The sequence below is a fragment of the Pseudomonas sp. KK18 genome, assembly GCF_037094675.1.
Lineage (GTDB): Bacteria > Pseudomonadota > Gammaproteobacteria > Pseudomonadales > Pseudomonadaceae > Aquipseudomonas.
On record NZ_CP146605.1, the window covers coordinates 3,332,738 to 3,358,971 of the forward strand.

Annotated in this window: 31 protein-coding genes, 2 tRNA genes and 1 pseudogene; 20 read left to right on the forward strand and 14 right to left on the reverse strand. The window is 58.7% G+C overall.

Going from position 1 to position 26,234, the window contains the following annotated elements; translation table 11 throughout:
* Nucleotides 1–103: 103 nt before the first annotated feature.
* The 4 genes from V6607_RS15190 to V6607_RS15205 all read left to right on the forward strand — a co-directional run bounded on the left by V6607_RS15190 (nt 104) and on the right by V6607_RS15205 (nt 4,321).
* Nucleotides 104–177, forward strand: a tRNA-Cys gene (locus V6607_RS15190).
* Between the two features lie 641 nt (nt 178–818).
* On the forward strand, nt 819–2,921 hold the full coding sequence (locus V6607_RS15195) for a TonB-dependent siderophore receptor (RefSeq protein ID WP_256662415.1): 2,103 nt from the start codon (nt 819–821) through the stop codon (nt 2,919–2,921).
* Between the two features lie 69 nt (nt 2,922–2,990).
* Complete coding sequence (locus V6607_RS15200) at nt 2,991–4,142, forward strand: PepSY domain-containing protein (protein WP_134326483.1); 1,152 nt, start codon at nt 2,991–2,993, stop codon at nt 4,140–4,142.
* Complete coding sequence (locus V6607_RS15205; protein ID WP_023658797.1) at nt 4,139–4,321, forward strand: hypothetical protein; 183 nt, start codon at nt 4,139–4,141, stop codon at nt 4,319–4,321. Before V6607_RS15200 ends, V6607_RS15205 begins: the two co-directional genes overlap by 4 nt.
* Before the next feature lie 70 nt (nt 4,322–4,391).
* Here the strand turns inward: V6607_RS15205 and V6607_RS15210 are convergent.
* From V6607_RS15210 to V6607_RS15220, 3 genes and pseudogenes are all read right to left on the reverse strand, one after another.
* Nucleotides 4,392–4,485 (reverse strand): annotated as a pseudogene (locus V6607_RS15210) (DUF159 family protein); the annotation flags it as partial.
* 28 nt (nt 4,486–4,513) lie between these two features.
* The gene (locus V6607_RS15215) at nt 4,514–4,852 is read right to left on the reverse strand and encodes a hypothetical protein (protein ID WP_008435088.1); all 339 of its coding nucleotides are present in this window, start codon (nt 4,850–4,852) and stop codon (nt 4,514–4,516) included.
* A 121-nt stretch (nt 4,853–4,973) separates the two neighbouring features.
* On the reverse strand, nt 4,974–5,906 hold the full coding sequence (locus tag V6607_RS15220) for an alpha/beta hydrolase (RefSeq protein ID WP_256346303.1): 933 nt from the start codon (nt 5,904–5,906) through the stop codon (nt 4,974–4,976).
* 172 nt (nt 5,907–6,078) lie between these two features.
* On the opposite strand from V6607_RS15220, the gene V6607_RS15225 reads away from it, so the two are divergent.
* Both V6607_RS15225 and V6607_RS15230 read left to right on the forward strand, forming a co-directional pair.
* Nucleotides 6,079–7,035: a helix-turn-helix domain-containing protein gene (locus V6607_RS15225; RefSeq protein WP_166742164.1), complete on the forward strand. Its 957-nt coding sequence runs from the start codon at nt 6,079–6,081 to the stop codon at nt 7,033–7,035.
* Between the two features lie 263 nt (nt 7,036–7,298).
* Nucleotides 7,299–7,835, forward strand: a complete 537-nt coding sequence (locus V6607_RS15230) for a spore coat protein U domain-containing protein (protein ID WP_134326484.1) — start codon at nt 7,299–7,301, stop codon at nt 7,833–7,835.
* A gap of 100 nt (nt 7,836–7,935) precedes the next feature.
* Here the strand turns inward: V6607_RS15230 and V6607_RS15235 are convergent, their stop codons facing one another.
* The 3 genes from V6607_RS15235 to V6607_RS15245 form a co-directional block, all read right to left on the reverse strand.
* Nucleotides 7,936–8,316, reverse strand: a complete 381-nt coding sequence (locus V6607_RS15235; RefSeq protein ID WP_003207691.1) for a DUF1090 family protein — start codon at nt 8,314–8,316, stop codon at nt 7,936–7,938.
* A gap of 239 nt (nt 8,317–8,555) precedes the next feature.
* Nucleotides 8,556–8,876, reverse strand: coding sequence for a hypothetical protein (locus tag V6607_RS15240; protein WP_134326485.1), 321 nt, complete (start codon nt 8,874–8,876; stop codon nt 8,556–8,558).
* A gap of 6 nt (nt 8,877–8,882) precedes the next feature.
* Entirely contained in the window at nt 8,883–9,839 is a 957-nt protein-coding gene (locus V6607_RS15245; protein ID WP_134326486.1) for a glycoside hydrolase family 6 protein, read from the reverse strand.
* Between the two features lie 145 nt (nt 9,840–9,984).
* Between V6607_RS15245 and V6607_RS15250 the strand changes: the two genes are divergently transcribed.
* Both V6607_RS15250 and V6607_RS15255 read left to right on the forward strand, forming a co-directional pair.
* The gene (locus V6607_RS15250; RefSeq protein WP_003207698.1) at nt 9,985–10,503 is read left to right on the forward strand and encodes a DUF1993 domain-containing protein; all 519 of its coding nucleotides are present in this window, start codon (nt 9,985–9,987) and stop codon (nt 10,501–10,503) included.
* 80 nt (nt 10,504–10,583) lie between these two features.
* Nucleotides 10,584–10,907, forward strand: coding sequence for a transcriptional regulator (locus V6607_RS15255; RefSeq protein ID WP_003207700.1), 324 nt, complete (start codon nt 10,584–10,586; stop codon nt 10,905–10,907).
* A 34-nt stretch (nt 10,908–10,941) separates the two neighbouring features.
* Here the strand turns inward: V6607_RS15255 and V6607_RS15260 are convergent, their stop codons facing one another.
* From V6607_RS15260 to V6607_RS15270, 3 genes are read right to left on the reverse strand one after another with little or no spacing between them, the layout of a single operon-like run.
* Complete coding sequence (locus tag V6607_RS15260; RefSeq protein ID WP_134326487.1) at nt 10,942–12,315, reverse strand: hypothetical protein; 1,374 nt, start codon at nt 12,313–12,315, stop codon at nt 10,942–10,944.
* 4 nt (nt 12,316–12,319) lie between these two features.
* Nucleotides 12,320–13,507 (reverse strand): DUF6384 family protein, encoded by a 1,188-nt coding sequence (locus tag V6607_RS15265; protein ID WP_134326488.1) that lies wholly within the window; start codon nt 13,505–13,507, stop codon nt 12,320–12,322.
* A complete protein-coding gene (locus V6607_RS15270; RefSeq protein ID WP_134326489.1) occupies nt 13,507–14,646 on the reverse strand; it encodes a merozoite surface protein 3b in 1,140 nt (379 codons plus the stop codon). The genes V6607_RS15265 and V6607_RS15270 overlap by 1 nt, the downstream gene beginning before the upstream one ends.
* A gap of 216 nt (nt 14,647–14,862) precedes the next feature.
* Here V6607_RS15270 and V6607_RS15275 point away from each other — a divergent pair, with 216 nt between their 5' ends.
* Both V6607_RS15275 and V6607_RS15280 read left to right on the forward strand, forming a co-directional pair.
* Nucleotides 14,863–15,471 carry a LysE family translocator gene (locus V6607_RS15275; protein ID WP_338743962.1) on the forward strand — a complete coding sequence of 203 codons (609 nt, stop codon included), beginning with the start codon at nt 14,863–14,865 and terminating at the stop codon, nt 15,469–15,471.
* 822 nt (nt 15,472–16,293) lie between these two features.
* Nucleotides 16,294–16,380: transfer RNA gene (locus tag V6607_RS15280), tRNA-Leu, on the forward strand.
* Nucleotides 16,381–16,545: 165 nt separating this feature from the next.
* Here the strand turns inward: V6607_RS15280 and V6607_RS15285 are convergent.
* Together V6607_RS15285 and V6607_RS15290 are read right to left on the reverse strand one after the other, a co-directional pair.
* A complete protein-coding gene (locus tag V6607_RS15285; protein ID WP_134326554.1) occupies nt 16,546–17,373 on the reverse strand; it encodes a hypothetical protein in 828 nt (275 codons plus the stop codon).
* A gap of 82 nt (nt 17,374–17,455) precedes the next feature.
* Nucleotides 17,456–17,590 (reverse strand): hypothetical protein, encoded by a 135-nt coding sequence (locus V6607_RS15290; protein ID WP_023658805.1) that lies wholly within the window; start codon nt 17,588–17,590, stop codon nt 17,456–17,458.
* A gap of 219 nt (nt 17,591–17,809) precedes the next feature.
* On the opposite strand from V6607_RS15290, the gene V6607_RS15295 reads away from it, so the two are divergent.
* Entirely contained in the window at nt 17,810–18,838 is a 1,029-nt protein-coding gene (locus tag V6607_RS15295) for an alpha/beta hydrolase (protein WP_134326555.1), read from the forward strand.
* A 73-nt stretch (nt 18,839–18,911) separates the two neighbouring features.
* On the opposite strand, the gene xth is transcribed toward V6607_RS15295, so the two are convergent.
* The gene (gene xth / locus V6607_RS15300; protein ID WP_102368989.1) at nt 18,912–19,730 is read right to left on the reverse strand and encodes an exodeoxyribonuclease III; all 819 of its coding nucleotides are present in this window, start codon (nt 19,728–19,730) and stop codon (nt 18,912–18,914) included.
* Between the two features lie 354 nt (nt 19,731–20,084).
* Between xth and V6607_RS15305 the strand changes: the two genes are divergently transcribed.
* Together V6607_RS15305 and V6607_RS15310 are read left to right on the forward strand one after the other, a co-directional pair.
* A complete protein-coding gene (locus tag V6607_RS15305) occupies nt 20,085–20,246 on the forward strand; it encodes a hypothetical protein (RefSeq protein WP_166742167.1) in 162 nt (53 codons plus the stop codon).
* A 5-nt stretch (nt 20,247–20,251) separates the two neighbouring features.
* The gene (locus V6607_RS15310; RefSeq protein WP_032899360.1) at nt 20,252–20,569 is read left to right on the forward strand and encodes a hypothetical protein; all 318 of its coding nucleotides are present in this window, start codon (nt 20,252–20,254) and stop codon (nt 20,567–20,569) included.
* 51 nt (nt 20,570–20,620) lie between these two features.
* Here the strand turns inward: V6607_RS15310 and V6607_RS15315 are convergent, their stop codons facing one another.
* Nucleotides 20,621–21,079: a GNAT family N-acetyltransferase gene (locus tag V6607_RS15315; protein ID WP_134326556.1), complete on the reverse strand. Its 459-nt coding sequence runs from the start codon at nt 21,077–21,079 to the stop codon at nt 20,621–20,623.
* 92 nt (nt 21,080–21,171) lie between these two features.
* Between V6607_RS15315 and arr the strand changes: the two genes are divergently transcribed.
* From arr to V6607_RS15340, 5 genes are all read left to right on the forward strand, one after another.
* Nucleotides 21,172–21,588, forward strand: coding sequence for an NAD(+)--rifampin ADP-ribosyltransferase (gene arr / locus V6607_RS15320; RefSeq protein ID WP_023658807.1), 417 nt, complete (start codon nt 21,172–21,174; stop codon nt 21,586–21,588).
* A 71-nt stretch (nt 21,589–21,659) separates the two neighbouring features.
* Nucleotides 21,660–21,866: a DUF1737 domain-containing protein gene (locus tag V6607_RS15325; RefSeq protein WP_008435062.1), complete on the forward strand. Its 207-nt coding sequence runs from the start codon at nt 21,660–21,662 to the stop codon at nt 21,864–21,866.
* Between the two features lie 48 nt (nt 21,867–21,914).
* Complete coding sequence (locus V6607_RS15330; RefSeq protein WP_008435061.1) at nt 21,915–22,283, forward strand: VOC family protein; 369 nt, start codon at nt 21,915–21,917, stop codon at nt 22,281–22,283.
* 104 nt (nt 22,284–22,387) lie between these two features.
* Nucleotides 22,388–22,810 (forward strand): hypothetical protein, encoded by a 423-nt coding sequence (locus V6607_RS15335; protein ID WP_003207738.1) that lies wholly within the window; start codon nt 22,388–22,390, stop codon nt 22,808–22,810.
* A gap of 132 nt (nt 22,811–22,942) precedes the next feature.
* Nucleotides 22,943–23,344 (forward strand): TonB family protein, encoded by a 402-nt coding sequence (locus V6607_RS15340; RefSeq protein WP_003207740.1) that lies wholly within the window; start codon nt 22,943–22,945, stop codon nt 23,342–23,344.
* A 138-nt stretch (nt 23,345–23,482) separates the two neighbouring features.
* Here the strand turns inward: V6607_RS15340 and deoC are convergent, their stop codons facing one another.
* The gene (gene deoC, locus V6607_RS15345) at nt 23,483–24,163 is read right to left on the reverse strand and encodes a deoxyribose-phosphate aldolase (protein WP_003207741.1); all 681 of its coding nucleotides are present in this window, start codon (nt 24,161–24,163) and stop codon (nt 23,483–23,485) included.
* Nucleotides 24,164–24,306: 143 nt separating this feature from the next.
* Here deoC and deoR point away from each other — a divergent pair, with 143 nt between their 5' ends.
* Both deoR and V6607_RS15355 read left to right on the forward strand, forming a co-directional pair.
* Nucleotides 24,307–25,065 carry a DNA-binding transcriptional repressor DeoR gene (gene deoR / locus V6607_RS15350; RefSeq protein ID WP_134326557.1) on the forward strand — a complete coding sequence of 253 codons (759 nt, stop codon included), beginning with the start codon at nt 24,307–24,309 and terminating at the stop codon, nt 25,063–25,065.
* 171 nt (nt 25,066–25,236) lie between these two features.
* Nucleotides 25,237–26,211 (forward strand): substrate-binding domain-containing protein, encoded by a 975-nt coding sequence (locus V6607_RS15355; protein WP_003207745.1) that lies wholly within the window; start codon nt 25,237–25,239, stop codon nt 26,209–26,211.
* Nucleotides 26,212–26,234: the final 23 nt, after the last annotated feature.

Consider the following 26,234-nt stretch of genomic DNA (forward strand, 5'->3'; position numbering starts at 1 on the left):
AAAAACTTCAATGTTTTCAATGAGATAGAGTAGAGGTAAGCTTCACATAGCCCACTCAAGTTTGTATGCGGTGAATGTCGGTTGTAGGGCATTGATCGTTTGAGGCCGAGTAGCAAAATGGTTATGCAGCGGATTGCAAATCCGCCTACGCCGGTTCGATTCCGACCTCGGCCTCCACTCTTAGAAACCCCGTAGATTAACGTCTACGGGGTTTTTTATTGAGCTCGAAAAAAAGAACCGCCACCCGGATCTTTTCCATTTTGTCGTTTAGCGATAGCTCCAACGCAGGCATCAATCTTCTTTGCGGTCTTCGGCCGGAGTTCATGAATTGACCCCGGCGATTCCTTCCACGACTACGGTACTAGCGCCCTGGCTCCCCAGCCAATCTCAGTCAGACGCTGTTCCTGAACCTTCTTTCTGAGGCATGTGAATACCCTTGTGCCCATAAAAAGGAGTGTGCGGATGGGTTCTTACTGGAGTGACGTTGCTGACAGGCCTTCGCGCTTCATCAGCTTCAGCTCCCGACGAATCTACTGGGTAGTACATGGCTCGATGTGGAATCGGAGCCACTCGGTGCAGAATCAGTCGCCCTCATTCAATCTCGCGGCCTGAGCCGCGGCCGAAATCTTCTCAACGGCGAATCTTCAGTGTTCCGCGCCTTCCCATTTTCAAACGACAAATGTAGCCAAATGTACCCGACAGTAAATGTTTCGAAATGTGAAAAAAATGTCCGACATAACTTGGTAATTGAGTTAGATTCCTATTAGCATTCTCGAAATGTTAACGCGCTTGACCCACTCGTCGTAGGAATCCTCGTTTTGAAACATCACTTTTCTGCCAGTCTGTTGCTTGCTGGCGCTTGCAGCGCTGCGTCCCTCGTTCACGCCACCGAAGACTTGACGTTGCCGACTACCCAGATCGAAGCGAGTAGTGAACCTATTGACGGTCCAACCGTGGGCTACAAAAGCAACCCGTCGTCCAGCACTACCCGTCTGGGCTTGACGGACAAGGAAACCCCGCAGGCCGTGACCACCATCACTCGGCAAGCCCTGGATGACTTCAAGATTACGGGCATCAAGGATGCGCTGCGTGCTGCGCCCTCGGTGACCGTGGAGCAAACCGAAACCGATCGTACGGAATTCACCTCGCGCGGCTTCGATATCAACAACTTTGAATACGATGGCGTGGGCATGCCCTTCGTGGGAACCGTATTGGTCGGTGATCAGGACTTGGCCGAGTTCGAGCAGATCGACATCCTGCATGGCGCCAATGGTTTGATGAGCGGGGCTGGCAACCCGTCGGCCACGGTCAATTTCGTACGCAAACGTCCGACCGAGACCTTCCAGGCGCAAATCGATACCAGCGTCAGCTCATGGGATGGCCGTCGTGTGGACGTGGACGTTTCCGGGCCGTTGACGGATACCGGCAACGTACGCGGCCGCTTCATTTACTCCCACGACAAGGGCAACTCGTGGATGGATCGATACAGCCATGAGCGCAACGTCGCTGCCGGGTTGTTGGCGTTCGATGTGTCCGATGCCGACACCGTAACCGTGGGTTTCTCCCAGCACGACAGCAATTCAAACGGCAGCACCTGGGGTAACTTGCCGTTGGTGGATAACGATGGCAACGCCATTCACTATGGCAGCCGCAGCTCCAGCATCGGCCAGCCATGGACCTATTGGAACCTGCGTACCCAGCGCACATTCGCTGAGCTCAAGCATGATTTTGGCAACGGCTGGAACGCTACGGTCACCGCCACGGGCATCACCGAAAAGCAAGACACCAACATGATGTATGTCGCCGGGGTCAGCGGTGATGACGCCTCAGTGTTTGCCGCCAATACCACCAGCGAGGCTCATCAGTTGCTGGGCGAGGCCAAGGTCTCCGGCCCGTTCAGCCTGTTTGGCCGAGAGCATGAGTTGACCCTCGGTGCCGCCTATGGCCGCACCCATCAGAAGGCCCGGGAATACGATGCGGCTGCAGATGGCTACTACGACGTTTCATTCTCGGATGTGCTGGCGGGCAATCTGGCGCATCCGTCGTTCCTGTTTACCAGCGACGCCAATACGCAGAATTTCACGGACACTCAGAAAAGCGTGTACGCCGGTGCCCGATTCAGTCTGGCCGATGATCTTCACTGGATCGCCGGCGCGCGGATGATCAGCCTGGACGCTTCCGGCGACAGCTATGGTTCCGACTACTACACCCGCGCACATGGCAAGGTGACGCCTTACACCGGCCTGGTCTACGACCTGGACAAGCAGTGGAGCGTGTATGGCAGCTGGACGAAAATCTACAGCGCTCAGTACAACCTGGGCAGGGACGGCAAACTGCTTGCTCCGCTTGAAGGCAAAAGCATGGAAGCCGGTGTGAAGGGCAGCTTGCTGGATGACCGCCTCAACGTCACCGCCGCGGCGTTCAAGACCGAACAGCAGAATGTCGCGGAGTATGTCGGCCTGGTGGGTGGCCGGTCCGTTTACGACCCCATGGATTACAAGAGTCACGGAGTAGAGCTGCAAGCCTCTGGCGAAGCGCTACCCGGCCTGGACGTGCTCGCCGGGTATACCTACGTGCGCATCGACAACGACGATGGCGACAAGGCCCGTAAGTATGTGCCAACTCATAGCGTGCGCGGCATGCTCACCTATCGCTTGCCAAGTTTGCCCCAAGCCAAGATCGGTACACGGGTAAGCTGGCAGAGTGCAGTGGAAAACGACACGAACAGTGCCATCCACCAGAACGCCTACGCGTTGCTCGATTTCATGGCCAGCTATGACATCGACAGCAACTGGAGCACGTCGCTGAACCTGAACAACGTCACCGATCGCAAATACCTGCTATCGCTGTACAACAGTGCCACGACCGCCAGCTACGGCGCCCCGCGTAACCTGGTAGCGTCTATTACCTGGAAATACTGATACCGCCTGGGGGCTCGCCGTGCCTCGTGACGCGCGGCGAGCCTGGCGCTTTAAGGAAAACCACCGAGCATGACTGCACGCACCTTGCGTATCTGGTTTCTGGTCCACAAATGGACCAGCCTGATCGCTACCGTTTTCCTGTTGTTGCTGTGCCTGACGGGGCTGCCACTGATCTTTCATGAAGAGATTGAGCACTACTTCGAGCCGCCGCCGCCCCTGCGCCCGCTGACCGCCGATACACCAACAATCGACTACGACACCGTCATTGCCAGTGCATTGGTGGCGCAGCCGGGGGAGGTCGTGCGTTTTGTCGGTTTCGATCCGGAAAGTCCGCTCGGTACGGTGTACACGGCAACGAGCATTATGCCGCCACCGATCGAGGGGCATTCGCAGTCGTTCGATACACGCACTGGCGAGTTATTTCCTGCGGTGCCGCCAGACGAAGGGTTCATGAACCTGATGTTGCGCCTGCATACCGATTTATTCATGGGGTTGCCCGGTTATCTGTTTCTCGGTTTCATGGGGCTGCTGTTGGTCGCGGCGCTGGTGTCCGGCGTGGTGGTGTACACACCGTTCATGCGCAAGCTGGACTTCGCCACCGTGCGCAACGGGCGCAGTTCACGCTTGAAGTGGCTGGACCTGCATAACGTGCTCGGCATCGTCACCCTCGCCTGGGTGTTGGTGGTGGGGCTGACGGGCGTGATCAATACGCTGGCATTGCCCATTTTCGACTTTTGGCAGAGTGACCAGTTGGCGCAGATGACCGCGCCCTACAAGGATGCGCCGCCGCTGGAGCGCCTCGGGTCGTTGCAAAAAGCGCTGGATACCGCGCGTAAGGCGGCGCCAGGCATGGAGCCCAGCTTCATCGCCTTTCCCGGTACTCAGTTCAGCAGCCAGCACCATTACGCAGTGTTCATGCGCGGCACCACGCCGCTCACTGCGCGATTGCTCAAGCCGGCCCTGGTGGATGCGAGTACCGGCGAGCTGACCGACATGCGTGAGATGCCGTTGTACGTGAAAACCTTGCTGGTTTCGCAGCCGCTGCATTTTGGTGATTACGGTGGTGTGCCGCTGAAGATCATCTGGACGCTGCTCGATCTCATCAGCATCGTCATCCTCGGCAGTGGGCTCTACCTGTGGCTGAGCCGTCGCAAGGTACCGTTGCAAAAACGCTTGGATGAATTGCATGCCAGCGGGCCGGAAATGGGGGGCCGATCATGAGGCGCGGACTGTGGATGATCTTTCGCTGGCCGCTGTTGCTCTTTGTTCTAAGCCTGTTCGGATTGCTCTCGGCGCTGATCGGTGACGGCGTCTATGACCTGCTTTCATGGCTCAGCCTGGGGGTGCCGTTGGGGCTGGTCGGGGTGGTTTGGCTGCGTTTGCGTTCAGCCAAACGATGATTGGCGCGATCCTCAGCGCCGTCATCAACAGCGTCAGCTTCCACTCGGTTGCAGGTCGATTTTCTCCCCGCGGCAACTCACCCACGGAGTTCGCCAGGGCATTGCATGCTCAGCGCCGCGACGAAGTCGTGAATGCCGCTGTACTGGGAAAGTCTTCCGCACATGGCCAAGCCCTCAACCTGAAACCTGAGCTTAGACGATGGTTTTCGGGTGAGACATCAGTTCGTTCAGCACACTGCGCAGCCTCTCGGCCTCGCGCGTGCTGAGTCGATCTGAAGTGGTGAGGTTGGCGATCTGCTTCCTCATCGCTGCAGCTTCGGCACCGCGCAGCCTGAGGTATCCGGCAAACTCTTCGTTCTTTGCCTGTGCTTCTGTCAGCATCGCGACCAGGCCGAAGATATCCGCCCGGGCCTTGCGCAGTTGCAGGTTCAGTTCCTGGATCTCGTTCTCGAGCAGCCGGGCATGTTGTTTGTGCATTTCGAGAGGCGTGGGGATGCCAAGCCACCCGCAGGTGTCTTCGTCGATATTCATAGGAGGTATTTCGAGTGCTGTATGTGTATACAGTATTCGAGATTGAGTGAAGTGGAATGCTTGAGGCGACGAACTGCAGGGTTACCCGACGATCAGTCGGGCGCGGGCCTCCCACTCTTTACTATTTACCGGCGGTGATACGCGCCATGAACTGACGCGTCAGGCTGGCGATCTGCTCGGTTTTTTCATCGAGCGCGAAATGCCCCGCGTCCAGAATATGAACCTCGGCCCCCGGCACATCATCCTTGTAGCGCATCGCCCCCGGCACAATGAACGACGGGTCGTATTTTCCCCACATGACCAACATCGGCGGTTGGTTGTCTTTCAACCATTGCTGCCATTTTGGGTAAGAGGCCACGTTGTTCTGGTAGTCCAGCAACAACGCCGACTGTATCGCCCGCTGGCCCGGACGGGATAAGGCGGCAAACTCGTCCTCCCAGGCATCAGGGTTGTAACGCTCGGGATGAGGGCTGGTGCCCAGATGGCGCTGCTTCGTGCCCTCGTACCCCGTGAACCCATCGACTTGTTCGGGATGTTCGGCGGGAGCCTTCCAGTACTTGGCGATGTTCGCCCACTTGGCACCCAGGCCTTCGTCATACGCATTGGCGTTCTGGATGATGATGCCGTGCAGTTTTTGCGGCGCGTTGAGGATCATCCGAAAGCCTACCGGGCCGCCGTAGTCCTGCATAAACAGGGTGTATTCATGGATTTGCAATTGCGTGAGCAGCTTGCTCATGGTGTCGGCCAGATGGTCAAACGTGTAGGTGTAGGTCGCGGGCGAGGGCGCGTCGCTTCTGCCGAACCCGGGGTAGTCGGGTGCGATCACGTGATACCGGTCAGCAAGCAGCGGGATCAGCGAATCCCACATGCGCGAGGACGAAGGGTAGCCATGGAGCAGCACCAGGGTCGGCGCGTCCCTGGGGCCGGCCTCGCGATAGAAAACCCTCACGCCGTCCACACTGGACCAATGATAGCCAGTGGACTCGGTGGTATAGGGGACGGACGGCACCGGTTCGCTGGCGTGTGCCGGTGCGGTCATCGAAAGAGTGGTCATAAGTGCTCCCAGCGTGCAAAAGGTGGCGATGTTCATTGAGGCCCTGAGCTCTGATTTGCGCATTTCCCGGTGAAATGCAGCTGCGATCAGAGTGAACGCATCCGGGAACTCACACCATTGGCCCAATGACCATTTTCATTAGAATCGGGCCAATCTCGATCAGGCCCGCCCTATGAAAAAAAGTGTGAAAGTTGCAGTCATCGCTTTTAACGGCATCAGCCCCTTTCACCTTTCTGTGCCGTGCCTCGTATTTGGTAAAGATCGCCGAGTGGGGGATTCGCCCTGGTTTGAATTGGTGGTCTGCGCGGGCGAAGAGGGGGCGCTGGTTACCAACGCCGGTTTCGCGATCCACTGTGACCATGGTTTGGACCAGGTTGCAGGAGCTGACATCGTCATCATTCCCAGCTGGCGGGACGTCACCGAAAGGCCGCCGTGCGCACTCCTCGAAACGCTTCAGGCAGCCCATGAACGGGGCGCGCTGGTGGTCGGCCTGTGCCTGGGGGCGTTCGTGCTTGCCCATGCGGGCCTGCTGTGCGACAAGCGGGCAACCACGCACTGGGCGTGGGCGGCGCATCTGGCGCGAGATTTCCCACGCATTGAAGTGGACCCCAAAGTGCTCTATGTCGAGGCGCAGCAAATCCTGACCTCTGCAGGCGTGGCCGCAGGGCTCGATTGCTGTATTCATATCGTCAGGCGGATCTATGGGCGGGGGGTTGCCAACGCGTTGGCGCGTCAACTGCTGGTTTCCCCCCATCGCGACGGAGGCCAGGCCCAGTTCATCAGCCAGCCTGTTCCTCAAGGCGCAAGCGACCAGCGTCTCGGCCAGTTGCTGGACTGGCTTCGGGCAAACCTGGAACAACCGTTGTCAATCGATCAGGTGGCGACGAGGCTGGCGATGAGTCGACGCAGTTTCACCCGGCACTTCAAGCAACTGACCGGCTCGACGTTTGGCAAGTGGCTCACGAATGAGCGAATCAAGGCCGTCCAACTGCAACTTGAAACAACCGACCACAGCGTCGAGTCGATCGCTGACGCTTGCGGGTTTGGTACAAGCCTGTCGTTACGTCAGCACTTTTTCTCGATCGTGGGCGTGAGCCCCACAACCTACCGGAAGGCTTATCATCGATAGGGAGGTACCTGTAATTTCCGGGTTCCGATACCCGTTCGCTGACGTGCAGCGACGGAGCGAAAACTGGCCAGTGATTCCTGCGGGTACAAGGCCGAAAAGCTCTCCAGGCAACCTCCCGCAAGTGAAAGCGATTGGCCTCGGGCTGGCAGTTTCCTCCTGACTGACTAACCTTCTACGCAGCGGCCATCCTTGTACAAGTGTCAAGGGTCCACCTCAGGGAACTGAGCCGGCGCGCTGGGTTGGCAAGTCATAAGGAGAGCTTCATGAATGGACTTATCTCAAGAGTCTTACTGGCGTTGACGACACTGGCCTGGGTGTCCGGCTCCCAGGCCGCGACCACCGTCACCGGGCAAATCAGTGCGTCGCTGATATTGATCAATAGTTGCCTGGTCAACGGCGTAGGAGGCACCACAGGCTTGAATTTCGGTGCGTTGAACTTTGGTACCGCCAACACCCTGTATACAGAGGCTGATGGGCAAGTGCTGGGCGGCGGCGGGGCGCCTTTGTCTATTCAATGCTCGGCGGGTACTTCGCCGGTATTGACCATCACGTCCGGCGCCAATGATGGCAAATCCACCGGTGGAACGCGTGCCCTGGCAGACGGTGCCGGCCACTTTGCGCCCTATGACATCTACACCGACGCCGCCCACACGCAAATTCTTGCCAACAACGGCACTATCAATCTCACGGCCAGCACCGGGGTTGCGCAAACGGTGAGCATTTACGGTAAATCACCGGGCAAGGTGGGTTTGCCTGCCGGTACTTACACCGACACAATTGCCGTCACGCTGACGTTTTGATTATGAGGCGTGTCGCCTGGGGTAAAGGGGACTGATTTACCTGGACAGTGCGATGCAGAAAAAAGCCCGCAAGCGCGGGCTTTCTGCCGGGCAGCCCGACTTACTTGAACAAGCCGCCAATTGCGTTGATCGCATCCGCAGCCTTGTTCACGTTTTGCTGGCGCTGAGGGTTAGTGTCCACTTGTGCCTGGGTGTTGTAGGTGCTGTTGCTGCAGCTCTTGTTGGTTTGTGTCAGTGCTGCCTGGAACGCGGTCGCGCGCAACGTATCGCCCTTGGCATTGGCCGCATTGATATTGGTCTGCAGGTCGCGGATCTGTTGCTGGCAGGAGGCACTGTTGGCGTTGACGGTGTTGTTGCTGTTGCCGGCACCCCCCAAGGCAGATGACAGGGCACCGGTGAGGGCAGACAGGTCGGCGGCGTGGGCGGGCAAAGTGAACAGGCTGAACAGGGCGGCGGCTGGGGCGAGTTTGGAAAGACGCATGGCAAACCTCAATGTTTTATTGCCTGCGCATCTCCGGGGGCCCGAGCAGGCGCAGAACAATATCCGTATAGAGGTGAGCGCTCGGGTGGGGCGAAATATATTTGGTCAAATTTTGACCTTCAACCGTGAAACTCCATAAATGTGAGTTGTTTCACGTTGTTTGTCTGGCATTGACGACGTATCAAGGTGAGGGCACGAGCCCGAGTGATGCGCGATGCAAGCTGAAACGCCTGGGTGCTTCACTTGGCGCAACAAACACCCGATAGCTTCACCAGCAGTGTCAGCGCGACGATTGCCCAGCCAAAGTTGAGTGCGACAAACATCCATTCCGGCGGATTTGTACCCAGGAAAATCGTCGAGGTAATCGTCAAGAAAACCATCAAAAGACCAATTGGGAGCCAGAACCAGAGGTGTTTCTGGCGCTGGCACACCTCTATGTGCAGCGGGCTATCTTCATGGAGCGTCATGTGTTGTCGGCCTCGGTAACCTGCTGCTTCCCTGCCGATGTTCAGCTCAAGAGCGCTATCCTGAGCAATGAGTCCAGGTGATGCAAGGCTCATTCGCCGTTAGTGTCCATCAATCAGGCGAAGTGCCAGTTCGGCACTGAAGGTGCCTGCCGCCGGGCCTTCATGACAATCGGTTTTCGTCGAAGACGCACCGTCCGAATTGCCCGGGAGTTTGATCCATAGGGCAACCAACCGTGGCGAAAGCACTTGCGGTGGCATGCCCAGTCTGCGCCCCACCGGGTTGCACCAGTCTCCAGGATTCGCACCATTGCCGTTGCGGCTGGTATCCACCGCCACGGCTTTTGTATAGGCGTATTCGCTTAACAACCTGGCATTGATGGCATCACCATAACTGCGCACCTGGGCGAGGGTGTAGAAGTTGGCGATATTCAGGGCAAACCCCCGGATCTGTTTCACCCCGGCTGCATTCAACGCATCGGCCATGGCGCCTGGGGATTTCCAGCCTGGATTGCCAGCGTCCAGATAAACATCGGCATGGCGTGCGCGCTGGTTGAACCCCGATACGGCGTAATTGATTAGCCCCAGCCGCTCGGCGCGCTTGTCCTTGTCCAGGCACTGCAGGTCTGCCAGTGCGTCCGGCTCCAAGATAACCAGCGCCGGCTGGTCTCCAATGCCTTTGATCAGTTGGTCTATCCAGCCCCGGTACTCCGCCGCTGCCGGTGCGCCACCCTTCGAGGCGCCACCGCTGCAGTCGCGGTGGGGCAGGTTATAGGCCACCAAAATCGGTGTTTTATCAGCACTGGCGGCAGCGGTTACATAGCGATTGACGCGTTCGGTCAGCGTTCCTATGGCCTGGCTGGTGCCGGTCAGCCACAGGGCACTGGGCACCTCGGCAATGGTTGAGCGGATGCTTGCAGTGGCAGGCGTATCGGGGTGCTGCTGGACCCACTGTGCGGCGGTGGACTGCGGGTTGACGTAGAACCCATCACTCGCCTGGGCAGCAGGCAGCATCGACAAGCAGATAAAGCCGGCGGCAAGGGTGGCGATCTTTAGCACGCTCTACACCAGTAAGAGGGGCGGGTGGCCAAGGTAAGTCGGCTCGCCGCTGACGTCACGTGAAGCTGCATGAAGCTTGCCGGCTAGCCGCGTAGACCGTGCCCATGGCATGCTCCCACGCTCAGCATCCAGTCAAGGAAGAACGATGTCGACCTATGTAATCACCGTCCCTTGCTTTGCGCAGATGTTGCGCTCGCTCAAGGGGCTTTTGTCCAAAGGCGAGGCGCATGCCGGCGAGTTGGGCTATGACCCGCGAAACCTGCTGAGCGCGCGGCTGGCGCCCGACATGCACACCCTCGCAACGCAAATCCGGTTTGCGTGCACCCAGGCCCAGGAATCGGTCCAGCGTCTCACCCATCAACCGCTGCCGGTTCTGAGCACACCCGCAACCCTGAGCGAGGCGCGTGGGTTGATCGAGCAAACCCTGCAAGCCCTCGCCTCGGCAGATCGCGAACTCATCGACAGCAGCGAGCGCGCTATCTCGATAGAACTTCCCGACGGTACTATTTTCGACATGACTGCCTACGAATACGCGGTCAATTGGGCCATTCCACAGTTCTATTTTCACCTGATGACCGTCTATAACATCCTTCGCCATAACGGTGTGCCGCTCGGCAAGGCCGATTACGTGCCGCATATGTTCGCCTTCGTGCGCACGCAATAGGTAGCCACCCGAATGAATAGACCCCGCTCCTGCGCATAAGCGTATGGTGGGTGTTAAACACGTTTATTGAGGTACCCGCCATGGACGATAAACTCGGCATCCGCCTGAAAGAGGAACGCAAGATCCTGGGGCTCTCCCAACAGGAGTTTGGTGCGATTGGCGGTGTGGGTGCGAATGCTCAGGTGCACTACGAAAGTGGCGCGCGGGCGCCCAAGTCCGATTACCTGATTGCCATCCGGCATAAAGGCGTGGACGTGCTTTACGTGTTGACGGGGGAAAGGGCGGTTATCAACCAGGCCACCCTGAGTGACAAGGAGACGTTGATCATCAACCACTACCGCACGCTGGACGGGCTGGATCAGGATGCGATTGCGCAGATCACTTCCTCGTTGTCTGACAGCTAGCAACGAGGAAGTCCCGGATTTGCTTCGCGCCAGGCTAGAAGCTGTCGGTCGTCCTGAAGCTGCCGCCGCCTGTACTGCCTGACGTCGAAAAGCTGGCCGTGTTGTTATTGCTGCTTTCGACGGTGGCGACGCCAAGGACGACAGGGCTGATCGATGCGCTGACATAGCCTCGCGTCGCCCCTGCCGCTACCTGACTGCGGCGCACGATTTTAAGGCCCCGGCCAAGCACATCCACAACCTGGCCAAGGGTTGCACCCTGGGTCATGTAGCTCTCTACCAGACGCTCGAAGTCAGTCGACAGGTCAAAATAAACATCGCGGCCGGTAAACGCATCGTTGCGAACTTTGCGCTCCAGGTCTTTGGCACGCTGGTAGCTGTTCTGGTGTACCACGGCCTCTTCCTGGGTATCCGCCAGTTGCTGTACCACCGCTTTCAAGCGCAGGTTCAGGGTTTGCAGTTGCTCGACGATCAGGTCGTCGGCGTCGTCCGGGGTGTGGCTGGCCAGGTCGATCAATTCGCCGATGCTGCGGGTTTTCAACTGGTCAGTGAGCAACTGGCGTGCGCGCTGGTACTGCGGGTCTTCGTTGCGTGAGTAGCTGCCGAGTTTTTCCTGGATGGCATTGGCCTGGCGCTTGGCGTTGTCGACTACGCGTTGCAGGGTGTCGAGCTCGGGTTGAATTGAGGCCTGTCCCAACTGGTCACGTGCCTGAGCCAGTTGCGCATCGACGCTGGCACTCAAGGTGCTGATCAGGGCGATGCGCTCGGCCTGCAAGGCCTCGTTTCGCTCACCAAGGGCGATCAGGCTCAGCTCGTTCTTGCGGTTGGCGAGGTAGTTCACCTTAGTCGCCAGCCAGTTGTCCATCCAGCGGTTCAGGCGGTTGCGCCGGTATTGGTCGGTGCCGAAGGCGTGTCCGCGCAGGTAGACGTAGACCAGGTTGGTATCAAAGGTCGGACGCTTCAGTGCGCACTCCTGGCGCAAGTCTTCATAACCGCTGACGTGTTCTCGGTGGGCGGCCTGGGCCAGGTCCAGTTGCTCGACCTGGCGGGCGTAATCGGGGTTTTGTTCCAGGGATTGCCGGGCTTGCTGGTCGAGGGTGTCGGCTCGCGCTTGCAGTTTTTCCTTGCCCGCCAGCGCCTGGGCCACGGTCTGCTCAGCGTCGCGCAGTTGCTGGTGGAGCAGGTCCTGGGACTGTTGGCGCAGGTTCAGGGCGGCGGCGACTTGCTCGTTCTGCGTGTTGCCCTGGTCCAGGTGCAGGGCCGCGATTTTACCCAGGCGCTGGGTAATGTCCTGCTCCAGCGCCAGTTGCTCGCCGAGCAGTTCAGACAGGTGTTGCTCGGCCGTGCGAATCCTCAGCTCGGCGTTGCGGGAGTTACGTTCGGTGATGCCGATCAGGGTGTCAGGCGTCATGTCTTCACCACTCCAATATCGTTTCGAGCGGGTCGGTGGTCCGTTGGCTCAAGTAGGTGACTTCCATCCTGCCGGCCGGCTTGCGGCCGATCACACGGTTGGTCAGGTGGCCGTCGTCGAGTTTGTCGGCCTTGACCTTCAGGTATTCGGCCTGCGGTACCCGCACAGCGAACTGGCTGGCCCACGCGCCGGTGCCGGTCTCACTGCTGACGGTGGGCAGTAGAACCGGTCTGTCCGACAGGTCGACGGCTTCGACAACCAAATACCAGCTCTTGCCCTGGATCGAACCAGGATTGGAATTACACAGCGCCTTGTCGTAGCAGCGCTCGACACCGGACGGCGTGCCGGGCCGGTCGACAACCCGAATGGTCACCTCCTTGGGGATCAGTTCGGTGTTGGCACGCAGGGCCCTGAGTTGGCCGCCGGCTTTTTCGATTTCGAATTTCCCGATGAGGTCTTTGATCATGACCAATTCGGCCTGCATGCCCCGCGTCGCTTTACTGTCGGCGGCGGGCAGCTGAATGTCGGCGACTTTGCGGGTCAACTCGTTGAGCTGGTCGGTCATCGGCTGGACTGCCTTGACCTTGGCTAAAAACGCCTCCAGCACGCCGATCTGCTCACTGGCGTAATCGACCCCGGAGGTATCGACCATGGCCAGGGCATGTTCGGCCTTGGTATTCAGTCGGGGCAGGGCACTGAACAGGTCGCCGCCCTCAATATAGGCCGGGTCCTGTTGCACGGCGCTCAAGCGAGCCTTCAGGTGGGCGATGTCTGATTGTTTTTGTGCCGCGTTCGTCTCGACGGCGATGGCCGCTCTTTGAGCCTCTAGGATCTCGTGTCTGGCGACCATCACCCGGCTGCATTGCACCACCAGCAAGGTGACCGCGATGAGCTGGATGACGAGTATGCCGCGATGCCGCCTGAGCAGTACTTTGCTCCAGAAGCGGTCAAGCGCACTCAGTTCCGGGGCCTCGAACACCAGGCGTTTGGAAAAGAATTCGCGCACGCCCTGATCGATCTGCGCTTCGGTAAATTGAATGCCGTTGTTCTGGTAATACTCGCGGATGCGCGCCGCCACTTCTGCGCGGCGTTGGGGCAGGCTCAAGTCCTTTTCCACCGCCATCTGCTGGTGGCGCAGTTGATCCACCAGCGCCATCGCGCCGAGTTGCTCGGAGAGAAGAATGTCGCTCATCAAGCGGCCTTGGTCAGCAATGCGGCGAACTTGCGTTTGGCCTCTTCGACGGCTTCGGCGATGTCACGGGACGCGTTGCTGGATTCAGCGCGGTAGGTTTCCGTCAGGCCGTGCATGTCCGTCTGGAAACTCAGGGTGGCGTCGGCCAGGGCGCGCACCGAGTCGACCTTGATGGTGGAGCCATAGCTGGCCTTGACCGCTGCTTCCAATTGGGTGTTGCCGGTGCTGCCCAGGGCTTCAAGACCCTTGCTGATGCCCTCGGTGGTGGCGTTCAGCGTGTTGGTGGCTTCGGCCAGTCCACTGTTGCTGGTGAACGACACCGCGAGGCCGGTCAACACCACTTCGTTGGTAGAGAAGAACGAGACCATGCGCTGGTACTGGCGCTCCTTGATCACATGCACCTGGTTGATCCGGGCGAAGACCATTTCGGCCGTGTTGTAGCCGACCTTCAGGTCATCGGCGATGTCCTTGACGATCTGGTAGCGCTTGTCTTCGTCCTGCAGCGCGCGTACGGCTTCGTCACGGCGCAATTCCAAGGCCGCGCGTTCGGCCGGCGCCAGGGTTTCGGCAGCCGTGACTTGGGCGTTGGCCTCGTTCAAGGCCTGGGTACGCTGCTCCAGGACCTGGCCGGCCAGGGCGAGCACTTGTTGGGCATCGACCTCGGCCGCTTTCATGGCCATGCGAAAATCCAGGTAGGCTTCCAGAATCACCGTTTCCCGGGAGATCTGGTCATTGGCCGACTTGCACACCTGCAGGTAGTTTTCACGGATCTCGCTGAAGCGGCTGGGGATCGAGCCACGACGCAGGTTCATCCAGCTCAGCTTGAGCTTCTCCAGCGTATCCAGGCGCCCGTCATCCATCCAGCCGGCCATGGCGGCCGCGTCTTCGCGGATTGAGGTGAAGCTCTGGGTGATGTCCATGAAGCGTGTGGAGATATCCATGCCGGCAATCTGCTCGCGAACCACGCTGTTGAAGGTGGTCGACTGTTGCAGCACGGCAGCGATAGCGGTGACTTTGGCGGTGTCGTACTGGGCCACGCGGTCCAGCAATACCAGTACCGGTGCATCTGGAACCGGCTGCAGAAGATTGATGCCCAGGGTCCGCAGGCCCGTCAGCGCGCGGTCGAGGTAGTTGCTCATCGAGTGTCCTTTCAGGATGTGTTCAGCACAGTGTGCAGTGCAGAGAAGGGCGCAAGTATACCGATCAATGAAGGCAAACCAATGGCAGTTTGGTTGGAGGGCGCTTGTTGGCAGGCCTGGCGAAGTGTATGACCGTATCTACCCGTAGCTGTACGGGGCGCAGGCTGGCGCAACGTTCTACTGTCACGGCCACAGTACTCGTTCGGATGTCGCGCCATGCTCATGTCTTCAAGCCTGCTTTCAGCCTTCGCGCTGTTCGCCTTTGTGTCCTCAATCACCCCAGGTCCCAATAACACCATGTTGCTGGCGTCCGGGGTGAACTTAGGTTTTATTCGCTCGATTCCCCATGCACTGGGCATCAGCATTGGCTTCATGTTGTTGGTGATCGCCGTGGGCCTGGGCCTGGGAGAAGTGTTCAAGGCGTTGCCGTGGGCCTACACCGTATTGCGTTATGTGGGGGCGGCGTATTTGCTGTACCTCGCCTGGAAAATCGCAACGTCCAGCGCGATGTCCGATGACACCGATAACAAGCGCAAACCCATGACGTTTCTCGGTGCGGCGGCCTTCCAGTGGGTCAACCCCAAGGCCTGGGTCATGGCATTGGGCGCGATCACCACCTACACGCCTGCCGAGGGTTATGTCGCCAACGTGCTGTTGATTGCTGCGGTGTTTGCCTTGGTAAACCTGCCCAGCGTTTGCGTATGGGCCGGCTGTGGCAGCGGCTTGCGCAATGTACTGCGCGAGCCACGCTGGTTGCGGGTGTTCAACTGGTCGATGGCGGCGCTGTTGGTGCTGTCGTTGTATCCGATGTTTTTTGCCGGCTGACACTCCCTCTGACCTCCAGCGGGTTGCGTCAGCAGGCCATGGATCCTAGACCGGTGAGATGGTGGCCAGCAGACCAATTGCGATGGTCAGCGCAAGAAAACCGAACAGGAAAAATGCCATCTTAGCCATAAGGCCTCCGAAATGAACGGGCCGGCAGGACGGTTCCTGCCGGGCTCCACGGGCGTGTCGGGAGTGGGAGTATTGTCAGGGCAGGGCGGTTTTCGATACAGGGGCAGATGCAGAAGAAAAAAGCGTATCAGATGGGCCGGGGCGCTGCAGGAGCAGGAAAGCCGGGGATGATCATTTTGAGGTATCAGGGAATAAACAGCGGCTCGGTAACGTGTGGGCGGGACTGCTGAAGGAACTAACCTTTTGCGTGGAGTATCGTATCCACGATTTTCGTGGGAGGTTGAAGGCGAACTGCGTCGTGCGTGGCTATTCTCAAGCGGCGCTGGGAGGGTTCCTTGAAGTGATTTCATCGGGGCGAGTAGGCAAATGGGCAAGACATTGGCTGCGCTGTCGTTTTTGATGACCCTGGTTTGGGTTTCAGTGGTTATTGCGGTAATGACTTATTTTTCCTGATGCACGTGGGGCACGAGTGCGGCACCTGGTGAAGCGGTCGGTATCGCCATTGCCCACTCCCGCCTGCAAAATCTGTAGATGACTGATCTGGCGAGCTTTTTTGTTTGCCAGGGCGCCGCTTGATTGTTTGAAAAAGCCCACACCCGACCTTGCATCGAGGGGGCTGGATCTATATATTCCCTAGCCTGCTGCAACGCTCAAGGGCTTTTAACGCTGCTTGGCCTGCTGCATAGCGCTACCGCCCGAATGGCGAAACTGGTAGACGCATGGGACTTAAAATCCCCCGCTCGTAAGGGCGTGCCGGTTCGATTCCGGCTTCGGGCACCATCTAAAACCAAGGGTTTGCGGGCGAAAGCTGATGCAAGCCCTTGTTTGTTTCCGGTCGGCAATTGTTCAACAGGTCCGCAATCCACTTCGTTTGCGAGGCTTCCTTGCCTTCTGCGTTGCAGATGCACCGCCCGGTCATCGCAACAGTACTGCGCTACCTCGACCTCAGTTCTTCGCCCGGCTCAATGGAAATTCGTACCGGCGCTTATCGATAAAGATCGAATAACGTAATCCTCCGTCGCCGCTCGGCTGAAGAATGCTGTGGGTCTTGGATTTATGGAAAGGGTGGCTGTAAAGAGAGGGAAGGTCTGAATAGGCATAGCTTTCAAAATGCAGTTCGTCGCCTACCCAATGCACCTCGTTGTACAGGAAGTGCCAGTTTTTGCTGGAAGCCATGTAGAGGTAGGCACTGCCGTTGGGACCCATGATGACTTCTACCTCCGGCTCGCCTTTGTCATTTGCCCACTTGCCAATATATCGCTCCATACCGGAGTGGGCAGGTATCCCGGGATCCGCTACAAAATCACTGGCCTTGAAAGGGGTTTTGCGCGCAGCTTCAGCGGCGGCGTTTGGATAAAGGGCACACAGCGGTGCGACGTTACTGACTTTTACGTAGTTGAAGGTCAGGCTCGTATCCGAAACATCCATGCTCAGCGTCATGGTCTGCGGGTCGAATGCCAGGACCTTCAGGTCGAAGTTGTCTGAAGGTGATTTGAGATGGATGACTTTTCCATCGTCGGACACCTTGAAGTCGCTCACTTCTTTTTCCTGGTGCTTCCCGGGTTCAGCGCAGTTGAATGGATGCAATGTGGCTTTGGCATCAGCGCTGTATTCGACCACGTTGGCAATTCCGTTGCGCAGAGGAACCATGGCCCAGATGCCAACTACGTTATCTTGAGTCGCCAGCGCGTGCGTCGAAGGCTTGGCGCCATGGTTGGCACATCCGGTCATCATCAAGGTGGCCAGGGAAATTGTCAGAACGTTGATCCGCATCGGGCTTATCCATAAGAGTGTTCGCATTGATCCATCTGTCGCGGTTGGCGACCTTCTGGCAGGCAAGCATCATAAGGGATCGTTACGCTACGGTGCAGACCCAGAGGTGATTCTGCCGATAGGGCGCGCGGGTGAAGTGAACATCTGAAACCAGATGCATGCCTCGCTCTTGCAGGGCTTCGGTCAGTTGTACGAGTGTCTCTGCCTGGATAGTCATTGCTGTTACCTCGTCAGATTTACTGCGTTCATAATTCTTGACCGGCCGGGCAACTGGCTAATTCAAATTTTCTACAACGTTGATTGACGTGTGGTTGCTTCAGTTCTTTTGGTCCCGATCCCAGGATAAGCGCGACCTGGAAATACGCGGGCAGTGGTGCTCACGCACTCGAGGTGACCTACAGTGAAACATCGCGCCGGTATGACATGAGGAGATCCTATGTCCACTTTCAAGCTGACTTCGCGCGTCTTCAGTACGCCCCGTCACACAACGCATTATCTGGAGTCGGGACCTGCCGATGGGGCATTGATGATGTTCCTGCATGGCTGGCCCGAACTCGGTTTGATCTGGCGTGCACAGATGGAAGCGTTCGCTGCCCAAGGCTGGCACTGTGTCGCACCCGACATGCGCGGCTATGGCGGCTCTTCGGCGCCGGCCGCGATCAATGCGTACACGATTGAAAACATCGTGGCAGACATGACAGAGCTGCATGACCATCTCGGTGGAACGCCCGCCATCTGGGTGGGCCACGATTGGGGCAGCGTCGTGGCCGGTGAACTGGTCGCCCATGAACCTTGGCGCAGCCGCGGCGTTGTGCTGGTTTCGGTTCCGTACTTTCCTTCCACGAACGCGCTGGCGACGCTCATACCGCTGGTTGACCGAGGGATTTACCCGGTCGACCAGTATCCAGACGGCCAATGGGACTATTACCGCTACTACAACACGCATTTTGCGTCCGCCGTGGCTGATCTTGACGCGGACAAAGCAGCATCGCTGGCGTCGATTTATCGAAGAGGCGACCCTGCAAGCATCGCCAGGGTCGCCTCCAATGCCGAAGTGACCCGCAAAGGCGGGCGGTTTGGCGAAGCGCACCGGGCTCCCCCGACCCCACCAGACTCGGCGCTCTGGCCCGAGACGGACTTCGCGGCACTGGTGCGCACGTTCGAGGAGCATGGTTTCCGCACGCCCTGCGCGTGGTATCTGAACGACGATGCCAACATCGAATATGCCCATCGCGCACCCAATGGCGGCCGCCTGTCCATGCCCGTCCTGTTTGTGAACGGTGATTACGACCCGATGAATACCATCAACGGCAATCAGTCGGGCGATCCAATGCGCGCGGCCTGCGCAGACCTCACAGTGACGAGCCTGCCTGGCGGGCATTGGCTGCCGGTGGAGTGCAAGACCGAACTCGTCGCGGCCATAAGTCGCTGGCTGATGCTCGCGAAATTCGTGCCCCATCAGTAAGCCCGGATCACACCTTGGGATGGGTGAGTCGGGGACCGGCACGCGTGCCGGTAGTCAGCGTCGTGGCTTGTGATCAACTGCGTTTTGGCTTCTTTCTTGACCGGGTTTGCCGTGATGAGATCTCGATCCACGTCGGCGCATGATCACTGGCATGCTCTTCACCCCGTACCCATGCATCTACGCCGACGTTTTTCAGGTACGGGGCGAGTACCGGGTTGAGCAGCAGATGGTCGATGCGCAGCCCGGAATTCTTCTGCCAATGCTGACGGAAATAATCCCAAAACGTGTACACCCGCTCTTCCGGGTACAGGTGCCTCAGCGAGTCGATCCAGCCCTGGGAAAGCAGCCTTTGAAAGCACTCACGGCTTTCTGGCTGGAGGAGGGCATCCTTGAGCCATGAGCGGGTGTTGTAGATGTCCAGGTCGGTGGGCACCACGTTGTAGTCACCCGCGAGGACCACTGGATGTTCGCTGGCCTGCAGTGTTGCAGCGTGGGAGATCAGGTGTTCGAACCACGCGAGCTTGTAATCAAATTTTGGCCCAGGTTGCGGGTTTCCGTTGGGCAGGTACAGGCATCCGACAATCACGCCATGGACAGCCGCTTCCAGGTATCGAGACTGCGAGTCGTCCTTGGCTCCCGGCAGGCCCTTATGGATCAAAAGGGGTTCGGAATCCCGCGCGAGAATTGCCACTCCGTTCCAGGAAGCCTGGCCATGGTGCAATGAACCATAGCCCGCCGCCTCAAGTTCTCCAGCGGGGAACGCGTTGTCTTGCGCCTTCAGTTCCTGCAGGCAGACGATGTCCGGGCGCTCCTTTTCCAGCCACTGCAGAAGGTTGGGCAGTCGCGTCTTTATGCCGTTGACATTGAATGTCGCGATCTTGAGGTTCTGCATGGCGTCGGTCCTTCAATGTGCCGGGTGCGCCGGGTGTTCGGCCACCGTGGGGGTAGGGGGCCTACCCTTGCTCATTTGGCGATGTCCCCTATACCGGTTTAGTCGCAAAGCCTCTTTTCGACTACAGCAAGCCTGCTTTTGCTCACTGACATTACGACCGGAACCTGTTTTTGAAACGACCATTGGTGTCATTTTCCGGTTGTGCCCCCGACTGGTTCAACGCTCACTGATCCAGCACAAGCACTTCGCGGCAGACCGAGAGGGGGCAGGTTGTTCAGGCGGGCTGTCGGAACGTATGATCGCAGCGAGCGCCCTTTTCCGGGCGCTGAGACTCACCCTTTGAAGGACATGAGCATGGAAAAGCACTTCGGTAATTCAGGCCTGTTCAAGGCTGCTTCGTATCACTGCAACACGCTCCTGGGCAGCGGCATTGCTCGCTGGGAGCTGAAAAATATTGCGTTGAATACGAAGGAGTTTTTGATATGTCCAAAGAACTACTCGGAGTTTCTGCTCTAGGGTTGATGGTGGTGGGGGAGTTTTGTGCAATCTACAGCGAGGTGGTAACCGCCAGGCTTGCCCAGACAGGGCATGGTTCATGGGAGGCGTTCGTCCTTCCCGTTGTGCTGATGTGTTTTGCCGGGCTTTGCCTGTTGGGTGCGTATTGGCTGGGTTACGTGGCGGTCGGTGATATCTGGGTCGTCACCGTGGTCTCAGTCACCTCCCTGTTGCTGCTTGAGCCCGTGGTGGTCTGGGCGCTGTTCCATGAAGCACCAGGGCGTGGCGCACTCATCGGGTTTGTCCTCGGCGCCTTGGGCATGCTTGCTACTGTATTGCTTTGACTCCGCCCTCTGGCCCGGCAATCAAACGCCGGGCCAGCTCGCCTCAAATGGTCACAGCTTCATCTTGAAGCCTGTGTGGGTTGGCAAGAACCCCAGGGACTCATAAAACCTATGAGCATCTGGCCGCGTACGATCACAGGTAAGCTGGATCAGTTGGCAGTGGCGCTGACGTGCTTGCTCAAACGACCATTCGAAGAATTGCCGGCCCAATCCGCTCCCACGCATTCGCTCGTGCACGCGGACGGCTTCGATTTGAGCTCGCCATGCGCCCCGATGAGAAATATTCGGAATGAAAGAAAGTTGGAGAGTACCGACCACCTCTTCATCAGCCACAGCGACGGCAAGAAACTGGTTCGGGTCTGCGTCGATGGCCTCAAACGCTCGTGTGTAGGAACGCTGAAGCGGAAGACTGCTATCTTCTCGAACAGCCCCCAGGGAGTCATTTGCCAGCAGCAAAACAATGAAAGGCAAGTCGTCGATACTGGCGCGTCGTATGGTCAGATTCGTCACAACGGTTTCCTGAGGTGCGGTGGTATAGAGGAACCCAGCCGATGGGGGCATTCGCATCCAAACATAACATTCATCCACGGAGCAACGAGCCCATGTCAAATACCGCTGGCATGTTCATCCGTCAGTTCTTTCACGGCACCCGGGCCGACCTGGAGCCGGGCGATCTGATCCGCGTCGGCTACCCGTCCAACTTTACAGAAGGTAAAGCACTGTCCTGGGTCTACTTTGCGGGCACGCTGGATGCCGCCATCTGGGGGGCTGAGCTGGCGCTCGGCAGTGGGCGGGAACGGATTTATGTTGTGGAGCCAACGGGGGCGATCATGGATGACCCCAACGTGACGGATAAGAAGTTTCCCGGCAATCCCACGCTTTCCTATCGCTCCACTGACCCTTTGCGCGTCGTGGCGGAGGTGACGAAATGGCACGGGCATCCGCCTGAACGGTTGCAGCAGATGAAGGACAACCTCGCGCGCTTGAAGGCCGAGGGGCGCGATGTGATCATCGACTGATATCATCGGGCACAAGCCGGCGTCACCCGATCGCCAAGTGGCTTTCCTTAACTGTTCCAGCAGGTGCTCCCATGCAGAATTCCCCTCCTGAAGGCCTACCTACCTATCGGATCCTGACAGGCAAGGACGATGCCTCCTTCTGTCACCGGGTCTCTGAAGCGCTTGCGCTGGGTTACCAGCTTTACGGCTCGCCAGCGGCAACCTTCAATGGCGAGTACGTGGTGGTGGCACAGGCTGTCGTTTGGAACGCCGATAACAACACTACTGTCAGGAACTGACGCGGGCTTGAATTAAGGTGAGTTCTCTCACTCCTGTCAGGTCAAATGATGAAATTCTCGTCTGTTCGTCTCGTTACCAACCACTTTGAACGGCTCGTTCAGTTCTATCACAACCTCTCGACTGTCGAGCCAAGGCACCTGGCTGACGGGTTCGCTGAAATTCACCTCGACGGCGTCGTCCTGGCCATAGCCGATGAGCGCCTGGTCCGCCTTCACAACGATGGACTGGCAGTCGCCGCCAGCAACCGTTCGGCGATCCTGGAGTTTCAAGTGGACGATGTGGAGGCCGTCCTGCTGCGTATCGGTCGGGCTGACGTGGTGATGCCGGTGACGGTCATGCCATGGGGCAACACTTCGGTATTGCTGCGTGATCCGGATGGAAGCCTGGTCAACGTCTTTTCGAGACCTTGCCGCTGAATTGGTCCGCTGTTGTCGCCAGGTTCGGTAGGGTCGATAACGGGTTAAAGTAATCAGCTTAAGCGCCGATCAATTAACATCGATACCGGAATTGGATATTTGACATGATCACGAACGTCAGCAGTCTCGCTTCAGTACCCGCCAACCCAAGTCCGGCCAGCGTCAGCGATAGCTCCAAGACCGAAGACTCTGGAACCTTGAGTCTCAACCCGGACACGGGTGCCAAAAGTGCGCCCGCTGCAGGTGGCGGCCAGGCGGCATCCACGTCGCAGGAGTCCGACACCGTCAAGGCGCTGAAAAAGCAGATTGCGGAGTTGCAAAAGCAGCTTCAAGAGCAGCAGCAAAACATGCAAAAGGCCCAGGCCAGCAATCAAAGCGCAGACGCCAAAGCGGCCGCCGTGGCTGCCGCCCAGGCGCAGATTGCCGCAACGGCAGCTGCATTGCAGTCTGCGTCTTCGGCGTTGTTGCAGGCACTGACTTCCGACGGTGGAAGCGGTACCGGTTCCATCGTCAGTACCACCGCCTGAGAGGCAGATTTGGTTTTCCACAAGAAGCATTCGTGTACCCACGGGCCATTCTGTTCGACCTGGATAACACGCTGACGCACCGAGCCTTGATTAGCCTCACCTTGCACACCAAACGTCAACGGAACTGCGTTTATGAAATACAGCTGGATCGCACTTGTCTTACTGCTTTGTGCCTGCACGAGCGGCCCCACCCGGGAACAACTGGCAGAACAACGCTTATGGGAATACCAGTTGCTTACTCACCTCAATCACTTCAAGTCGTACCCCGAAGAAGCTCGCCTGCAAGGATTGACCGGCCTGGTCAGGGTTGAATTCGTGGTCGACGCCAAAGGCAACCTGATACGCCACAAAGTCATCAGCCATACAGGTTCGGATCTGTTCGTCAGCGCCGTGGAGAGATTCGTTCCGGCGGCGTCGCCAGTGCCTGCGCCTCCACCCTCAATGCTGCTCAAAGGCGAAATTCAAGTGGTAGCCCCGTTTGTATTCTGCCTGGAGGGCGTGGCCTGCGCCGGCTCACCGCCACGCCGGCTGTAGCTGACCTGCGGATAAATTCCGGGCAAAGAAAAGCCCGCGATGGGGAGCGCGGGCTTAAAGGTTTTCACCAGGAGCTGAGATGACCATAGGCGCCCGACTGTGAAAGGGTTGTGAAAGGGCGCCAGCGCTGCACTCAACTCAGTAGGCGCCCGCGGCCGCCTTTGCGCCGCTGACGATGGCGATCCCGGAGCTGCTGCCCAGGCGCGTAGCACCGGCTTCGATCATCGCCTGGGCCGTCGCCAGGTCGCGCACGCCGCCCGACGCCTTCACGCCTATCTGCGCCCCCACCACGCCGCGCATCAGGCGCACATCCGCCAATGTCGCGCCGCCATGGCCGAAACCGGTGGAGGTCTTGACGAACGCCACGTTCAGCTCGCGGCACAGGCTGCAGGCATGGGTTTTCTGCTGGTCATCGAGCAGGCCGGTCTCGAGGATGACTTTCAGCGGCACCGCGCCGCAGGCCGCCAGCACCTGGGCAATATCGTCGCGTACCTGGTCCAGCAGGCCATCCTTCAGCCAGCCGATGTTCAGCACCATGTCGATCTCGCCTGCACCGGCCTCGATCGCAAGCTTTGCCTCATAAGCCTTGGCTGCACTCAAGCCCGCACCCAGGGGGAAGCCGACGACGGCACAGACCAATGGCGCGGCGTCGCGCAGGCATTCGGCGGCCAGCGGCACGTTGGCGCTGTTGACGCACACGGACTTGAAGCCATGCTCGCGGGCCTCGGCGCACAGTTGGCGAATGCTCGCCTGGGAAGCATCGGCGGCCAGCAGGGTGTGGTCGATATAGGCCGCGAGCGGCAACGGATCAGTCGGCATGGCAAGTGTCCTGTAAGGATGAGGTGCTGGGAAAAGCCGGTTTGTGTTAAGTTGGATGCATTAAATGTGAAATAAATAACATTGTAAATGGAATTTGTGACTGCCCTGATCAAGGGCACGCATTCAACGAGGGTTGGAACGCAGTGGATTCAAAGAAAAGCGAAAGATTTCGGGCCATGCACAAGGCCTTGCAGGGCGAGTCGGCGATTCACTTGCGTGACATGGCCGCATTGCTGGGCGTATCGGAAATGACCCTGCGCCGCGACCTGGCAGACAGCCCCCAGGGCCTGCGCCTGTTGGGCGGGCACGTAACCCGCAGCGGGCCGCCGGAGCCCGATTACCAGGTCGCCGAACAGGACCAGCGCCACGTCGCCGAGAAGCGTCAGATCGGCGTGCTGGCCGCCAGCCTGGTGCGCCCCGGCGACACGGTGTTTATCGATTGCGGCACCACCACGCCGTTCATTATCGAGGCGTTGCCGGATGACCTGGAGTTCACCGCGCTGTGCAATTCCCTCAACGTATTGCTCAAGCTCCAGCAAAAGCCCCACTGCACCATCATCCTCTGCGGTGGCACTTTTCATCGGCGCAACATGGTCTTCGAGAGCCATGCCGAGGTGGGCATCCTGGATGGCATCCGTGTGGCGTGGGCGTTCATTTCCGCGGCCGGCGTCAGCGCCGCCCACGGTGTGACCTGCTACAACCTCAACGAAGTGGAGGTCAAGCGCCGGGTCATGGCGCGGGCGCAGACCTGCGTGCTGGTGGCCGACCACAGCAAGTTCGACGAAGTACGTGCGGCACACTTTGCCGAGCTGTCGGACTTCCAGCGGGTGATCAGCGACCCCGGGCTCGAGGCGGCACAGCAGCAGGTGATCAGGGACAGTGGGGCGATCCTGCTGATCTGACTCAAACAGAATTGTGATTTTTATTTCATTTGTTTGGAATTTAACAAATTGGCCTTGACACTCTCGGGAGCAAGGCATAGTTTTTCAAATGTGATCGCGGTTCACATTTGTGAGCACGGCCTCCCTGAAGGCCGTGCCCGAATCCTGACAACAATAAAAATAGGAATCACCATGCTCCAGATAGCCCGTAAACCTGTTCATGTGCTGGCCCTTGCACTGGCTGTCGCGGCCTCGGCGCTGGCGCTGAACGCCCAGGCCAAGGATCTGAAGATCGGTTTCAGCCAGGTCACCCTGCAATCTCCCTTCTACGTGCAACTGCGCGACGGCGCCAAGGCTGCAGCGGCCAAGGGCGGCGACGAGCTGATCTTCCTCGACGCCAACGGCGATATCAGCAAGCAGAACAACGATATCCAGGACCTGCTGACCCGTAAGGTCGACATCCTCATCATCAATGCCGTGAACCCCGACGCCGTGGGCGCGGCCCTCGACGCCGCCAAACGCGCCAAGGTGCCGGTGATTGCCGTCGACCGCGCAATCAATGCCCCGGTCGCCACCACCATTGGCCGTAACAATGCCGAGATGGGCGAGCTGTCCGGCAAGGCGCTGCTTGCAGCGCTCAAGCAGCGCGGTGTGACCAAGGGCAAGATCATCGAGATCCAGGGCGACGCCGGCGGTACGGTGATGAAAGAACGCCGCAAGGGTTTCCACACCGCTTTGGCCGGCACCGACTTCAAGATCATCGACGGCCCCTACAGCGAGTACATGCGCGCCAACGCAGTCACGGCAATGCAGGATTTGCTGCAAGCGCACCCGGACCTCAAGGCGGTGATCGCGCATAACGACGACATGGCCATGGGCGCGCTGCAAGTGCTCACCGAAAGCGGCAAGAAAGACGTACTCGTGGCCGGGATCGACGGCTTGTCCGAGGCCTTGAATGCCATCCAGAGCGGCGATCAATACGTGGCCACCGCCCTCAACGACCCACGCTACCTGGGCGAGGTCGCCATCGAGGCGGCGCGGGCCCTGGCGGCCGGCAAGTCGGTGCCGAACTTTGTCGACGCCGGCACCCAGGTGGTGACCAAGGCCAACGTGGCCGAGGTCAAGCATGACTCTACCTTCGGCGAATACCGCCCCGGCGCGCTCTGACGGATCTGCGCCGCCACGCTATG

Excerpts from the sequence above, each read along its gene's own strand:
- V6607_RS15340 (WP_003207740.1), top strand. The coding sequence starts at position 22,943 with ATGAAATACAGCTGGATCGCACTTGTCTTACTGCTTTGTGCCTGCACG.
- V6607_RS15215 (WP_008435088.1), bottom strand. The coding sequence starts at position 4,852 with ATGAATATCGACGAAGACACCTGCGGGTGGCTTGGCATCCCCACGCCT.
- V6607_RS15335 (WP_003207738.1), top strand. The coding sequence starts at position 22,388 with ATGATCACGAACGTCAGCAGTCTCGCTTCAGTACCCGCCAACCCAAGT.
- V6607_RS15290 (WP_023658805.1), bottom strand. The coding sequence starts at position 17,590 with ATGACTATCCAGGCAGAGACACTCGTACAACTGACCGAAGCCCTGCAA.
- V6607_RS15260 (WP_134326487.1), bottom strand. The coding sequence starts at position 12,315 with ATGACGCCTGACACCCTGATCGGCATCACCGAACGTAACTCCCGCAAC.
- V6607_RS15205 (WP_023658797.1), top strand. The coding sequence starts at position 4,139 with ATGAGGCGCGGACTGTGGATGATCTTTCGCTGGCCGCTGTTGCTCTTT.
- V6607_RS15255 (WP_003207700.1), top strand. The coding sequence starts at position 10,584 with ATGGACGATAAACTCGGCATCCGCCTGAAAGAGGAACGCAAGATCCTG.
- V6607_RS15250 (WP_003207698.1), top strand. The coding sequence starts at position 9,985 with ATGTCGACCTATGTAATCACCGTCCCTTGCTTTGCGCAGATGTTGCGC.
- V6607_RS15275 (WP_338743962.1), top strand. The coding sequence starts at position 14,863 with ATGCTCATGTCTTCAAGCCTGCTTTCAGCCTTCGCGCTGTTCGCCTTT.
- V6607_RS15305 (WP_166742167.1), top strand. The coding sequence starts at position 20,085 with ATGGAAAAGCACTTCGGTAATTCAGGCCTGTTCAAGGCTGCTTCGTAT.
- V6607_RS15200 (WP_134326483.1), top strand. The coding sequence starts at position 2,991 with ATGACTGCACGCACCTTGCGTATCTGGTTTCTGGTCCACAAATGGACC.
- xth (WP_102368989.1), bottom strand. The coding sequence starts at position 19,730 with ATGCAGAACCTCAAGATCGCGACATTCAATGTCAACGGCATAAAGACG.
- deoC (WP_003207741.1), bottom strand. The coding sequence starts at position 24,163 with ATGCCGACTGATCCGTTGCCGCTCGCGGCCTATATCGACCACACCCTG.
- V6607_RS15265 (WP_134326488.1), bottom strand. The coding sequence starts at position 13,507 with ATGAGCGACATTCTTCTCTCCGAGCAACTCGGCGCGATGGCGCTGGTG.
- V6607_RS15295 (WP_134326555.1), top strand. The coding sequence starts at position 17,810 with ATGTCCACTTTCAAGCTGACTTCGCGCGTCTTCAGTACGCCCCGTCAC.
- V6607_RS15355 (WP_003207745.1), top strand. The coding sequence starts at position 25,237 with ATGCTCCAGATAGCCCGTAAACCTGTTCATGTGCTGGCCCTTGCACTG.
- V6607_RS15330 (WP_008435061.1), top strand. The coding sequence starts at position 21,915 with ATGAAATTCTCGTCTGTTCGTCTCGTTACCAACCACTTTGAACGGCTC.
- arr (WP_023658807.1), top strand. The coding sequence starts at position 21,172 with ATGTCAAATACCGCTGGCATGTTCATCCGTCAGTTCTTTCACGGCACC.
- V6607_RS15230 (WP_134326484.1), top strand. The coding sequence starts at position 7,299 with ATGAATGGACTTATCTCAAGAGTCTTACTGGCGTTGACGACACTGGCC.
- V6607_RS15285 (WP_134326554.1), bottom strand. The coding sequence starts at position 17,373 with ATGCGGATCAACGTTCTGACAATTTCCCTGGCCACCTTGATGATGACC.
- V6607_RS15310 (WP_032899360.1), top strand. The coding sequence starts at position 20,252 with ATGGTGGTGGGGGAGTTTTGTGCAATCTACAGCGAGGTGGTAACCGCC.
- V6607_RS15325 (WP_008435062.1), top strand. The coding sequence starts at position 21,660 with ATGCAGAATTCCCCTCCTGAAGGCCTACCTACCTATCGGATCCTGACA.
- V6607_RS15220 (WP_256346303.1), bottom strand. The coding sequence starts at position 5,906 with ATGACCACTCTTTCGATGACCGCACCGGCACACGCCAGCGAACCGGTG.
- V6607_RS15235 (WP_003207691.1), bottom strand. The coding sequence starts at position 8,316 with ATGCGTCTTTCCAAACTCGCCCCAGCCGCCGCCCTGTTCAGCCTGTTC.
- V6607_RS15225 (WP_166742164.1), top strand. The coding sequence starts at position 6,079 with ATGAAAAAAAGTGTGAAAGTTGCAGTCATCGCTTTTAACGGCATCAGC.
- V6607_RS15240 (WP_134326485.1), bottom strand. The coding sequence starts at position 8,876 with ATGAGCCTTGCATCACCTGGACTCATTGCTCAGGATAGCGCTCTTGAG.
- V6607_RS15270 (WP_134326489.1), bottom strand. The coding sequence starts at position 14,646 with ATGAGCAACTACCTCGACCGCGCGCTGACGGGCCTGCGGACCCTGGGC.